At 41.5% G+C, this 12,923-nt stretch carries 16 protein-coding genes; 1 reads left to right on the forward strand and 15 read right to left on the reverse strand.

All coding sequences use genetic code 11. The features are described from left to right. Positions 1-53: 53 nt before the first annotated feature. Together GO009_RS11675 and GO009_RS11680 are read right to left on the reverse strand one after the other, a co-directional pair. A complete protein-coding gene (locus GO009_RS11675) occupies positions 54-383 on the reverse strand; it encodes a DUF6660 family protein (RefSeq protein WP_163626383.1) in 330 nt (109 codons plus the stop codon). A gap of 92 nt (positions 384-475) precedes the next feature. Then, positions 476-1,051: a Crp/Fnr family transcriptional regulator gene (locus tag GO009_RS11680; RefSeq protein WP_163626384.1), complete on the reverse strand. Its 576-nt coding sequence runs from the start codon at positions 1,049-1,051 to the stop codon at positions 476-478. A 225-nt stretch (positions 1,052-1,276) separates the two neighbouring features. Between GO009_RS11680 and mgrA the strand changes: the two genes are divergently transcribed. Further along, complete coding sequence (gene mgrA, locus GO009_RS11685; protein WP_163626385.1) at positions 1,277-2,284, forward strand: L-glyceraldehyde 3-phosphate reductase; 1,008 nt, start codon at positions 1,277-1,279, stop codon at positions 2,282-2,284. A gap of 197 nt (positions 2,285-2,481) precedes the next feature. On the opposite strand, the gene GO009_RS11690 is transcribed toward mgrA, so the two are convergent. The 13 genes from GO009_RS11690 to GO009_RS11750 all read right to left on the reverse strand — a co-directional run bounded on the left by GO009_RS11690 (position 2,482) and on the right by GO009_RS11750 (position 12,919). Then, complete coding sequence (locus tag GO009_RS11690; protein WP_163626386.1) at positions 2,482-2,862, reverse strand: group III truncated hemoglobin; 381 nt, start codon at positions 2,860-2,862, stop codon at positions 2,482-2,484. A 19-nt stretch (positions 2,863-2,881) separates the two neighbouring features. Then, positions 2,882-3,205 (reverse strand): hypothetical protein, encoded by a 324-nt coding sequence (locus GO009_RS11695; protein WP_239057453.1) that lies wholly within the window; start codon positions 3,203-3,205, stop codon positions 2,882-2,884. A gap of 98 nt (positions 3,206-3,303) precedes the next feature. Beyond that, on the reverse strand, positions 3,304-4,020 hold the full coding sequence (ric, locus tag GO009_RS11700) for an iron-sulfur cluster repair di-iron protein (protein ID WP_163626388.1): 717 nt from the start codon (positions 4,018-4,020) through the stop codon (positions 3,304-3,306). 65 nt (positions 4,021-4,085) lie between these two features. Then, positions 4,086-4,520 carry an Rrf2 family transcriptional regulator gene (locus GO009_RS11705; RefSeq protein WP_163626535.1) on the reverse strand — a complete coding sequence of 145 codons (435 nt, stop codon included), beginning with the start codon at positions 4,518-4,520 and terminating at the stop codon, positions 4,086-4,088. A 143-nt stretch (positions 4,521-4,663) separates the two neighbouring features. After that, positions 4,664-5,869 carry a hypothetical protein gene (locus GO009_RS11710; RefSeq protein ID WP_203532445.1) on the reverse strand — a complete coding sequence of 402 codons (1,206 nt, stop codon included), beginning with the start codon at positions 5,867-5,869 and terminating at the stop codon, positions 4,664-4,666. Positions 5,870-5,894: 25 nt separating this feature from the next. Next, positions 5,895-6,677, reverse strand: a complete 783-nt coding sequence (locus tag GO009_RS11715; RefSeq protein ID WP_163626389.1) for an ABC transporter permease — start codon at positions 6,675-6,677, stop codon at positions 5,895-5,897. Next, entirely contained in the window at positions 6,670-7,380 is a 711-nt protein-coding gene (locus GO009_RS11720; RefSeq protein WP_163626390.1) for an ABC transporter ATP-binding protein, read from the reverse strand. The genes GO009_RS11715 and GO009_RS11720 overlap by 8 nt, the downstream gene beginning before the upstream one ends. After that, the gene (locus GO009_RS11725; protein ID WP_203532450.1) at positions 7,377-8,576 is read right to left on the reverse strand and encodes a nitrous oxide reductase family maturation protein NosD; all 1,200 of its coding nucleotides are present in this window, start codon (positions 8,574-8,576) and stop codon (positions 7,377-7,379) included. The genes GO009_RS11720 and GO009_RS11725 overlap by 4 nt, the downstream gene beginning before the upstream one ends. 132 nt (positions 8,577-8,708) lie before the next feature. Then, on the reverse strand, positions 8,709-9,176 hold the full coding sequence (locus GO009_RS11730; protein ID WP_163626392.1) for a pyridoxamine 5'-phosphate oxidase family protein: 468 nt from the start codon (positions 9,174-9,176) through the stop codon (positions 8,709-8,711). Positions 9,177-9,178: 2 nt separating this feature from the next. Next, positions 9,179-9,613 carry a nitrous oxide reductase accessory protein NosL gene (locus tag GO009_RS11735; protein ID WP_163626393.1) on the reverse strand — a complete coding sequence of 145 codons (435 nt, stop codon included), beginning with the start codon at positions 9,611-9,613 and terminating at the stop codon, positions 9,179-9,181. Then, positions 9,610-10,233, reverse strand: coding sequence for a hypothetical protein (locus GO009_RS11740; RefSeq protein WP_163626394.1), 624 nt, complete (start codon positions 10,231-10,233; stop codon positions 9,610-9,612). Before GO009_RS11740 ends, GO009_RS11735 begins: the two co-directional genes overlap by 4 nt. A 125-nt stretch (positions 10,234-10,358) precedes the next feature. Further along, complete coding sequence (gene nosZ, locus GO009_RS11745) at positions 10,359-12,311, reverse strand: Sec-dependent nitrous-oxide reductase (protein ID WP_163626395.1); 1,953 nt, start codon at positions 12,309-12,311, stop codon at positions 10,359-10,361. Between the two features lie 26 nt (positions 12,312-12,337). Beyond that, positions 12,338-12,919, reverse strand: a complete 582-nt coding sequence (locus tag GO009_RS11750) for a fasciclin domain-containing protein (RefSeq protein ID WP_163626396.1) — start codon at positions 12,917-12,919, stop codon at positions 12,338-12,340. Positions 12,920-12,923 lie beyond the last annotated feature (4 nt).

Genomic DNA, 12,923 nt, shown 5'->3' on the forward strand with positions numbered 1-12,923 from the left:
TATGCTGAATTACGGCCAAAAAAGAATTGACCAAGATTTTATTTTAAGGTAAGCTACACTTCAAGAGTACGTGGGGGTTTCAGGGAAAAGAAATATACTTCTTTGGGAAGCAGTTCAATGTAGTGGGGGATTGGATGGTTTTCCTTTGGGGGTTCCAAGGCTGCGAAATCCAATGTTTCAAAATTCATTGTAAACCCGGGACAGCGTCCACAGGCATAAAATGGGGAGCAAGGAGTGCTGTCTCCTTCGGACTGTTCTTCAGAACCGTCATCATCACAGTGACTCACGGTCGTAGTGCTTGAACAAGAAACCGTTTCCTGACAACATGGATACGAAGACAGGAATATGGTAAGCAAAGACAAAACAATCACCAAGAATTTCATGCTTCAAAGATAATGAATTCCAAAGGTTGGATATGGAACAGTTTAAAGTGTGGATAGTTTTTTATGACCACGGATTTTATATACTTCAACATTTATTGGTGCACTCTCTTTCTTAATTTGCTCAGGAATTCTTGAGATATCCCAAGATAGGAGGCAATATGATATTGCGGAACACGCTGTACAACGGTAGGGTATTGCTCAAGGAATGTCAGGTATCGATCCATCGCATTTCTAGACATATTTTGGAGCAATCGTTTTTTAAGGACGTGTACATGGCGTTGCATCATAATTCGGAACATTCGTTCTACGGACGGAACTGCTTCAAGAAGTTCTTTTTTTGATTCCAGGGAAAGGAACAATATCTCTGTTTCTTCCAAGGTTTCTATACTTACCTGGCTGGGAACCTTGTTCTCAAAACTATTGATTTCACTTATCCACCAATCTTCAACCGCAAATTCAACTGTGTGTTCGTTTCCCTTATGATCGGTAAAAAATTCACGGGCACAACCCCGTTTAATATATGCTTCAAAGCTACAGATGTCTCCCGAGCGTAAAATAAGCGTGTGCTTTGGGAATTTCTGATACTCAAAAAACCGAAGTGCCATATCGGACTCTTCATCCGATAATTCAATAAAACGTTCCAAATATTTCTTCAGCTCATTTTTCATAGAACACTAGTTGAAAAACCAAAAGCAATTTCTTGTCCTAGTTCAATAAAAAGGGATAAAAAACCCAATACATTTGTTTTGGCAATGTATCAAAGAATTTTGAAAGAAACATCTTTTCAATAATAGATGCCATGTTTTATGATAAATGAAGTACCAGTATTTTACTGTACCATAAAATTGTTTGAGGACTATTATGCATTGGTATAAACTTTTAATTTAACCGTTATGGATTACCGACCAAACAAGAATAGATATAATGAAATGACTTATAATCGCTGTGGCGATAGCGGTTTGTTGCTACCTGCTTTTTCCCTGGGCCTCTGGCATAACTTTGGCCAAACGGATAGTTTTGATACTGCCCGGACGATAGTGCAAAAGGCATTTGATGCAGGTATCACCCATTTTGACCTAGCAAACAATTATGGTCCCCCACCTGGTTCGGCCGAAACTACTTTTGGAAAAATCCTAAAATCGGATTTGGCCCAATACAGGGATGAAATAATTGTGAGCACCAAAGCAGGGTGGAAGATGTGGGAGGGTCCTTATGGTGATTTTGGCTCCAAAAAATACTTGGTCTCCAGTTTGGACCAGAGTTTACAACGTATGGGGTTGGATTATGTAGATATTTACTATCATCACCGTCCGGACCCAAACACACCTTTAGAGGAAACCATGGGAGCTTTAGATTTAATAGTTCGACAAGGAAAGGCACTTTATGTTGGAATATCCAGTTACAATGCAGTTGAAACAAAGGCTGCCCTAAAAATATTAAAAGAAATGGGAACCCCATGCTTGATACACCAACCTAGATATTCCATGTTCGATAGATGGATAGAAGAAGATGGTTTGTTGGATCTGTTGGGGAATGAAGGTGTGGGAAGTATTGTGTTTTCACCCTTGGAGCAAGGGTTGTTGACCAACAAATATCTTCACGGAATTCCAGAATCGTCCAGAGCTGCTTCTGGACGTGGAAACGGTGCTTTGGAGGTTGACCAAATTACTCCAGAAAAGCTGGAGACCGTAGCAAGATTAAACAAAGTGGCAAAAGAAAGAGGTCAAAGCTTGGCCCAAATGGCACTTTCATGGGTAAAGCGGGACCCAAGGGTTACATCCGTCTTATTGGGGGTAAGTAGGCCCGAACAGTTGGAAGACTCTTTGCGGGCTTTGCAAAATCCTGATTTTGACCAAGAGGAATTGAGCAAAATCGAAAACATCCTTTCAGGTAAAGGATAATGTGCAACACACCTTGCTACATTAATTTAAAGGATATTACCACTAATATTTTATCCGGCAAGTGCAATCCGTTAGGGTTTTTTAAGACTCTAAGAGCATATGTGGTTTAAAGTTTGGCCCCAATTTTTTTGGGAAGTATTGTTTACAAAGTAACTGTATTGATCGACAGGAATAATTTGAATTTTCAATTTGGCGGTTCAAGTGTGTTTCTTGATATATTCAATCTTCAACTGGAACATTTCAGCCATTTTTTCGGCCCTAAATTTAGCTTCCACAGCTTTTTCTCCATGAAAGTTTTCATCAACAGTCTCAAAAAATAATTGTTTCCACCGATTAAAATGCACTTTGTTTACAGGAAGTTTGGCATGAGGAGCGAAAGGGCTACCTTGGTAGGTGTGCTCCTGTAATAATACTGTTTGCCAAAAGCGATACATTTTTTCTAAATGGGTCGGCCAATTGTCCTTTATGATAGCATTGAATATACCTGCCAATAAGGGGTCTTTTCGGACTTTTCCATAAAAGAGGTCTACCAATTGCTTTATCTCCTCCAGGCTTTGGATTTCCTTTTTTTGCACCATTTTTATAGATTCTCCAATATTATATGATATGGGCAATAATAACTAAAGTACTAAAGACAACACTCAAAATTAACAGATTAAATGTGGTCAGGGGTTTTAGTTGGGCCAATACGGCCCCATTGAACGCCATACAGAAAATGGTAACAAAAAAAAGCAGTACCATTTTTAAGACCATATCCATTCCCCCCATCAAAAGCGCCATTGCCGCAGCGGAACCAAGGCAGCTCTGTGCTATAATGGCGATGGTGGAATAACCCAATTGTCTTTTTTTGAACTCATTGAACATGAGCCTGTAAATGTTTTTCGATCCATTTGTGTTAGGTACGGTTTTAGAATGGGCCATGTGTATTGTTGTTGAATTTTCCATTGTTTTTTTTGATGTTTGTGAGATGCTTTATAAGAGGGCACTGTACATTAAATGCGTGTGCCCCCATATTCAAATCAGTTGTTTAATACGTTGTTTTCCAAAATTTCAGCCTTGGGAAAGAGGATGTTGTTCTCCAAATGGATGTGGCGGTGAAGGTCTTCCTCAAATTCCTGCAATAGCGAGAAGGCTACCCGATAGGTATTGCATGCATCGGCCGGAGGGGTATAATCATGGCTCAATTCAGCGATCTTTCGGAAACGCTCGCCTTCATTGTCGTGTTCTTCCATCATCATTTTGATGGGATTTTTAACGGTTCCAAAATGCGGCTGTTCATTTGTAGGACCACTTACCATTTTACGTATCCACGGAAAAAGTACCAGTTCCTCTTTTTTCATGTGCATGGCCAATTCGCCCGCAGAGGCATTGAAATGTTCAAAAATGTCGAGCAGTTCAGGATGACGTGCTCCGTGTACCTTACAAAGTTTGTTCAGGTATTGTTTTAGAATTGGAATTTGTTGCTCCACATAACGATGGTGCTTCTTTTCAATATAGTCGGCCAAAAGATCTAAAGGCCAGGTTTTAAAATCGGGCTGGTCACTTTGGTTTTGATTTTGTACCGTATCAAGTTCTTGAACCAGGCTGTCCAAATCGAGCCCTTTTTTCTCTGCAACCTCTTGGAGCGTGCGGTTGCCTTTACAGCAGAAATCTATTTTGTGATTTTTGAAAATCTGGGCAGTCCGGTAATCCTCTGCTACCATTTGCCCTATTGTTTTATCCAAGGTATCGTTCATAATAAATGATTTTAAATATATTTTCATTAATCGGACAAAAATGTCCTTTATTTGCTCAAATTTTTTTATCGTTTCAAATAGGTCAACCCAACCTCCAATCCCGTGGCCAGTTCAAATAAACTGGTACTTTTCAGCATTTTGCTCAAATCGGTACGGATATCAACGAATTTGTCGTGCAGGGGGCAGGGTTTTTGGGCATTACATTCTTTGAGTCCCAGACCACAGCCCACATAAATCTTGTCACCATCAATGGCTTTGACTATCATGTTCAATTTTACCGCATCCATATCTTCCCGGGCAATTTGAAAACCACCAGTGGGCCCTTTAACGGAGTGGATGATGTTGTTCCTAGAGAGTTGTTGCAAAATCTTGGCCGTGAAAGCTATGGGCGAATCTATTTCCTCGGCAATTTCATTGACACTGACACGTCTTCCATCCAAGGATTGCAGCGCAATATAAACCGCTGCCCGAATACCATATTCACAGGCTTTTGAAAACATCATAGGGAACTTTTACAGGTACAAAGATACCATTAAAATTTAATTCGGACAAAATTGTCCTTTATTATTTATGAAAAGATTTCTTTGAAAGAAATCAAATATACGCCATTGTAGGGGAGGTCATATAGGTTCATACAAAAAACTTAATTGGGGACTCGGTTTTCTATGAGCATCATTGCAATCCCCAAAGGAATTAAAAGAGTGAGCAGCGCCAAGATTTCTAAATGTCCATTGAAGATGTTCCACTGCAGCCACGCAGCCATACCCCTATAAAAAATGAGAGCTTCGGTGAGAAGGAACCCCAAAAAATACCATGAGTAAGATTTCTTCGATATTCGAAACAAGCTAAAATAATCCATGAATAGGAACAGGCCAATACTGATGATGCCCAAAAAGGTCAAATGCAGATACCCAATGGTCAGATCAAGGTAGTTGGCCGCAATATTGGCAAAATAGGGGAGAGCGGTCAAAAGTTGCAATACTATTTTGATCCATATCAAAACCAGTACTGTTCTGAACAGTAAAAACTGCACTTTTGACAAAGATAATTTACCGATGTTACGCTTTAACATACCCCATAATACTGCAAAGGCATAAAACTGTGAAACAGCTCCCAGACCTGCCAACACATAAAACCAAAAAGAAGGTTTTGTCCAAAGTGTGGACAAGAAAAAGGTGAGCACAATCCCCACATTTAGACTTATAAAAAAGCGAGCGAAGGTTTTTGTGGGAATTTCAAGACCGCGCTGTTCCCAAACATAAATGAAAAGCCCTACCAAGGCCAATATCATCCAGCCATTGTATTGAAAATGGAGGTAAAAATATATCGCCAGTCGGTACCAAATGGATTGAGCTCCCAAACTGTTCATGATTGCTCCCAAGGCCCAAGGTCCCAAACTGGAGATTACCATATAGATCAGGGCCGCTTTTGCACATTGCAATCCTTTGCTGTGCTTGTATTTTGGGTTGATGTTTTTCCAGAAATGGTAAACGTAGACATACGACACGATCAGGAACAGCGTAGAAAAAATAATGGAAAACAGCGCATACCCTTGAAAAGGGAAGGTCACTAACATTCCCACTAAGGTGGCTTGCGTACACCAAAATATACGTTTGTACCTTCTGCTGGACGCATCCTTATCCACAAAACAATAATGTAGTAAGGTGGTCAAAGCTACATATACCCAACCCAAGAGGGCTATGTGCGAATGGGCATGGACAACAAACCTGTAGTTGAAATCAAAAGCGAAAATAGGGTAGGAGCGCAACAGCAACCCCAATAGGGCCGCCACAAGAAAGTAAATCAAGGCAATTAGGATATGCGATTGATACGACTTATGCTTCACCATGAGTTGTTTATTGTTTCCAATCAACCTAAAAATCTTTTTTTCCAGCTTTATAGCGTAAGCCCAATATAGGCAGAATGGTCCATAATAAAAGTATCACTATGGAGATCAAGAAACCCAAATCTGTTCCAAAAAACTTTTTAAAAATGGCACCGGTATACCCCAAAAGGGCAGAGATATCCAATTTAAGGAGAATCAATATGCGGGAAAGATCTATTGGATTTAGCGCAGTGGCCACCAAGGAAAAGGTATCCAGCGGATACTCCTCAAAAACAATCAAAGACATCAGGAACAATCCATCATAGACCACGGCCAAGAACAGCCAAAGCAATACGGCATATCCAAATCCTTTTATCTTGTTTTCGTTGGATATGGCAATCACAAAGGAAAGTCCCACAAAAATAAAGGTGAGAAAGGCCCCTGTGATCAGTAAAAGGGAAAAATCAAAAATAGCATTGCTTCGCAAAAGTCCATACAGCACAAATGGAATCCCCAACCCTAACACCAGACTTAGCGTCAACGAACCTGCCACACCAAAATATTGTCCCATAAAAATGGAACTACGTTTTATGGGCTGCGCCAATAGGAGCTCGGTAAATTCTCGAGAATTGTAGTAGTACATCACCCCGAAAATGGTACCTATCAAAGGAATCAGGACAATGATCACATTCATTAGGGTAATCACAGCCTTGGAAACATCGTTGTTCAAGAACAACAGCACAAATCCAAGGGCGAGGTAAAACAGAAAATACACGTAGCTCCATCGGCTTCGTATCAAATCGTAAAAACTGTATTTTAATATTTTAAGCATGGCTACCCGTTGTTATGGCCGCAATGGCGTGTTCAAAATTGGTTTGTTCGGTCTGTTGCAAAAGTTTTTCGATGCTCCCCTTGAAATAAATCTCGCCTTCCAAAAGGTATAGGATTTCATCGGCCATTTCTTCCACAAATTGCATGATGTGTGAAGTGATCAAAATGGTCTTGCCTTGGGCCCTTTCTTTTTGGATCAATTCTTTTAAACGAATCAATGCTTTGGGGTCCAGGCCCGTTGTGGGCTCATCCAAAATGATCAAGGGACTGTCGAACATAAAGGTCAATACAATGTTCACTTTTTGCTTGGTACCCCCGGAAAGGGTGGATAGTTTTTTGTTCAGAAAAGGTTCCAATCCAAAAAGCTCGATAAGCTCTGCTTCGGTACTTGGGGCGTTTCTCAGATCCTTGATCATGTTGATCAATTCCTTGACCTTGATATTTGGGGGGAAATTGGCAATCTGGGGCAGGTAGTCGATTTTTTTGCGGTACTTCCACCCTTTTTTAATGGATTGTTCCAACACGGATATTTCTCCTTTGTCGGGGATTACCATGCCCAGAATACTCTTGATCAAGGTGGTTTTTCCCGAACCGTTCGGACCAAGGATGGCATAAATGCGGCCCTCGTCAATGGACAGGTCTATTCCTTTCAATACTTGGTTTTTGCCAAATCGCTTATGAAGGTTGTGTATTGCAATGGTCATGGGCGTATTTTCATTAAGGGTTGGGCATCTTTTAAATTATCGGGCGTAAAAACGGGGGATACTCGTTCGGAAAAATCAATAATATCCATGAACAAGCTCCGTAAAAGTACAATGGTCTCGGGGGTGCGGTTCACTACATAGGAAAATAGCTTAACAGGGCGGTAAGGGACATCCCCAACACCGTCTTTGTCCAGGTCATAACCCGTGTAGCTGCTCCAGAAATTACCCTCGAACACATTATCGTTGAGTTTGCTGTTGTAGGAGATATCAAAAGAGTTATATAAAAAATTATTGCCCTTAAAACTATTGGTATAGCAGGCTCCGACCACTCGTATGGCCCAGCCATTGCTTATAAAGTCATTATCGGCGTACTTGATGCGGTTAGAGCCTTCGATATTGATGCCGATGGTATTTTCCTCGAAGATATTCCCCACAATCTCAGCATCAGTAATCTCTTTCAATAGCATGCCGTAGGCCGCTGTGCCCCAATTCTTGCGAAAAGTGTTGTTTTTCATGGTGATGAACTTGGAGAACATCACAGCAACTCCGGCACCGTTGTTTTCGAACGTATTGCGGGTATACACATCATGGTTGGAAAACATAAAGTGGAGTCCGTAGCGGAGATTGTTCATGCTCACATTATCGGAGATGGTGATGCGGTCGGAAAACTCCAGATAGATACCATCCCGAGTGCCCTGGACATGGTTTTTAGCCACTTCTATATCCGAGGAATACCAAAGTTGAATGCCATTGCCCGAGTTATATTCGTCCACAGCTTCGCCAATAATTCTATTGTGGTAGACCTTGCCGTGTGATGATTTTTCCAAATAGATACCAAAGAACAATTGCTCCAATACCATATTCTGGATGAGGAAATTTTTGCTTTGTACCACCCGTATGGCCGCGTTGTCCTTGGTGTAACTAACCCCTACATTGATGACGAAAAGCCCATCCAATGTAACATCATCCGATGTGATTCTAAAGATTTCTCCCTTTTTTTCGCCATCAACAATGGGATAATCAATCCCTTTGATGACCAAGGGTTTGTCCACCAAAATCTCAAATTCCTTGTAGGTGCCTTTTTCAATCAACAGGGTGTCGTAGGGGGCAGCACGTAAAATGGTTTCCTTGATGGAACTGTTCTCGCAGGTGCTACAAACGGTCCAGGTGTTTGCCAAGCCTATTTGAAAGCCCATCAAAAATGCAAATCCTAGAATACGTTTTATATGTTGTACATCTAATTTCATAAAATAATTCGATTCTTGCACTAAATCCTATAGGTGGCGCAAAGTCATACCGAGAGCCATAATTTCCATTTTTTATTTGAATTATGTTAAATCTTCCACTGACTTTCCTGTTATTTTAGTTACTGCAATGCGGTATACCACGGGCATTTCCGCTTCTTGCAATTTTCCTGAAAAGTGGCTTAAAAAATGGGGGCGTTCAGCATTTTTACTGTCTATGGTTCGCTGTACGCCGTCTGCAAAACGTTTTAAACATAGCTTGGCACTATCTCCGGTAAGTTCTTGAAATGTACCATGTACTTGTACCGATTGCCAATTACGAAACGACTCGATACTATCCACTTGAAAAGAAACGGTATTGCATTTTCTGAGGGCGTTTATCCGATGTCCGTTGGATGCAAAACACAAAATACTCTTTTCATCCTTGTCAAAAAAATAGGTCGACGGTACTACATGAGGTTCATTATTGGCAATGTAGGCCAGATGTCCCACATAATTGTCTGTTAAAAGTCCGGTGCATTTTACCAGTTCCAAATCTGCAATTGTGCTCATATTCAAAGTTTAAATCGGTTTTTAATTTCAGCCCATGTAAAAAGTTCGCCACCTTGGTTGGTCCTAGTTTCCTTGGCGGTTTTTTCATTGGTAAAGGCACTTAGGTATTCACCCATGGGACTGGGAATGTTCTCGCTGATTAAATAAGTGGCCTCTTTGGCATCCACAAGTTCACCGGGTTGGTCAAAATCATTGACCAAGAAAAGGGCCATGGATGATTCATCTTCATCCTTTAATTGGTTCATCATACATTCAATGGCATCAAAATTAAAGACCTTGCCTTTTTTGGTCACCAATTGTGCGGCATGTTGTTTGTCCACAATGGTCATACTGCAATAATGACAGCCCACATGCCCATAATCAATGGGTTTTGGTGCCACGGTGCATCCTATACTGCCGATAAGCACGATAAAGAGCAATGTTATGTGTTTTTTCATGATATACTTTTTACTGTTTTTTGGTTTTTCCACCCAAGGAATGCGGCAAGTAATGTTAGCATCATTCCAGCGAACATTAACCAAGCTCCGGAAGCAGGTAAAGAGGTTACATCAAAGTTGAGCATTTTTACATGTCCCAGCAATGGAGGTTTATAGGTCATTGGGCTTCCGTCGGTGTTGGTCAATTTCATAATGGCATTGGGATCCAAATTAGTACCATAGTCTATCAACCATTCATTAAAATCGTACATGCCCAGTACACCGAGAACAGACATGGTCAAGAACCATCCCAAGAACCATTTGTAGCTTAGTTTGTTCAAGTAGCCCAAAATACCGATCAAAACCCCAAGGGCAACCATAATCCCTATAACGATCGGAAAAGTACCAAATTCCCACATTTCGTTTGCTTTGGGCAGTGTTTGCATACCAATATAGTGGTTAAGGCCATCAATGTTCTGAATATCGAACTCGTTTACCCCCTTGAGCCCACTAATGTAAATGTTCATTCCCAATGGGTCTGGGTATTGAGGGGCACCCAGCATGATGTTCCAAAGCGGAAAGATGTAGAGGCCCAATAAAAGCAACGGGCCAACAATCATTATAATACTAGCCTTTTTCATTTTTTATGATTTAAAAGTTACAAACTGAGTGTGGCTTTTTGGAGGGTAGATGGTATTCCAATTTGTAAGAAAAGCGGGCAGGTCGTGGAGACAGCCCGCTTTTTTTAATGGTGACTCAATCCGAATTATTCACCAAGTGACCATTTAAGCTCCACATTGGAGTTAGCGGGGGAAACCCTAACGTATCCTTGCATTTCTTGGTGCAGTGCAGAACAGAAATCCGTACAATAGAATGGCCATACCCCAACTTTTTTAGGCTCCCAAACCGATGTTTTGGTCTGTCCGGGCATAACCAGAAGCTCGGAGGTGTTTTGCCCAATCATTGCAAAACCGTGTGGAACATCAAAATCCTGCTCGTGGTTGGTAATGTGGAAGTATACCTTGTCACCAACCTTGATGCCTTCAATATTATCCGGGGTAAAGTGACTTCTAATAGTGGACATATATACATGTACCTCATTTCCGTCCCGTACCACTTTGGATTCGGTGGGGGATAATACGGCGTAGGGGTGTTTGTTCTCATCCAACCTATATATTTTCTTGGATTTTGGTGCCAAAATCTCAGCTGGGATTCCTGCGGCATAGTGAGGTTCACCATGCGTAGGGAAGTCATAGATTAACTCCATTTTTTCTCCAGAGATGTCGTAAATCTGGGCTGAATGTTCCATTTCGGGTCCTGTGGGCAAGTACCTGTCTTTGGTAATCTTGTTTAGTGCCACAACATATTTGCCGAAAGGTTTTCTGGAGTTCCCTCCGGGAATCATCAAGTGACCTACGGAATAGTATGTCGGTTTCCTGTCAATAACCTCCCAAGTTCCTAATTTCCATTTTACCACTTCGGAAGAGATAAAGAAAGTAGTGTATGCATTTCCTTCATCGTCGAACTCAGTGTGCAATGGCCCTAATCCGCCACTTTTTACCTGACCTGCCAGCACATCTTCAAATTTGAGAATTGGAATGCCGTAGGCTTCTCCATCAAATTTTTCGCCTTCAATGGCGGCAATCATTTTATCAAAGGAGTGTACAGTCAAGTCTGCTGACAATTTACCGTTACCAATAATATACTGTCCGGAGGGATCTACATCGCAACCGTGGGGAGATTTTGGGGTGGGCAAAAAGTAAACAGCCCCGGGAACTTTTAATGGATCTACCGTCAACACCTCTTTTTTCATGGTAGTGGTAGCTGTATGGGTACTTTCATCGTATATATTGTGGGCGTATTCGGCGGGCACCTTGGTACCTCCGCCATTGTTCACATATTCCTCAATTTTCTTCCAGTTGACGGCGGCAATAAAATCCTTGTCGTTTTGAGAGGAATTTACCTCTTGAAGGGTGTGTGCCTCTTCTGTGTTATAGGTAGTGAAGAAGAACCAACCATGGGATTTTCCCCTTCCTGGATGGGAAAGATCATAGTTGAAACCGGGCATCATCAACTGGAATTTGATGTCCATGTGACCGTGTTCCGGGTCTACGCTGATAAAGGACAACGACCCTTTAAAATTGCTTTTGTATTCATTGATGGGGATGTCCCTTTGCGGAATGGGGACAGAGAAACGGGTTCCTGCCACTACATATTCCGTGTTTTCCGTGATAAAAGAAGAACTGTGGTTACCGGCACTATTTGGTACCTCAATGATTTCTTCGGTCTCAAAAGTGCTAAGGCTGATACGTGCAATTCTGGGGGTATTGTTCCCATTGATAAAAATCCAACGTCCATCCAATTCTCCATTGGTCTGTGATATGTCAGGGTGGTGGGCATCGTCCCAAGGCACAAAACCATGGGAAGTGTTGAGCATCGGTTTGGTTTCTTCGGAGTAGCCATAACCTGATGTTGGAAATTGCGAGAATACCGGAATTTCCTTGAACATTCGTCCGGAAGGCAATCCGTAAACAGTAAGGTTTCCGCTATAACCGCCCGACATAAAGGCGTAAAATTCGTCCTGCTCACCCGGAGCTACGTATACTTTTTCGGCAGCACTGGACGACAGCGCACCGTTTGAACTTTGGTTCTGCTGGCCACAGGAAACCAGCATTAGTGCTGCTCCCATGGTCATTGTTAAATAGCTATAAATTTTCATTGTATTAGTTTTTGTTTTTATAATTATTATTGGGTAGGAGGTAGGATTACCTTATCCACTACATGCACGATTCCGTTTCCTGCAGTTATACTGGCCACTATTTTAGCTCCGCCTATATAGACTTCGTTGTCTTTTACTTCAACGGTTACATTTTGATCATTGGCCTGGCCGAATTTTTTGAAATTCATCAAAAATTCTTTGGAATAGTTCCCAGGGGTTACATGGTATTTAAGGATATTGGCCAGGGCATCTTTGTTTTCTGGCTTCAATAGGTCTTCCACAGTAACCTCGGGCAGTGCATCAAAAGCAGCATTTGTAGGAGCGAAAACCATCAGCGGACCAGCATTGACCAATACATTTTCCAATTTTGCCGCCTGTACGGCAGCAACGAGTGTGGTATGGTCAGGAGATTCCAATGCTATTTGCAGTACATTGGGCGTGGATTCGTCATCGGCTATAAAGGCTTGCCCTTTGTTGTTTTCCGAATTAATAATGGCCTCGTTTTGACTGGAGTCCGTTGTTTTGTTTTGAGACTTGTTTTTACAACTGCTGATAAGTGTGAACAGTGAAAACAATCCCATCATACTGAGTTTAATGGACGATTTCATAACG

The sequence above is a fragment of the Allomuricauda sp. TY007 genome (assembly GCF_010468565.1).
Classification (GTDB): Bacteria; Bacteroidota; Bacteroidia; order Flavobacteriales; family Flavobacteriaceae; genus Flagellimonas.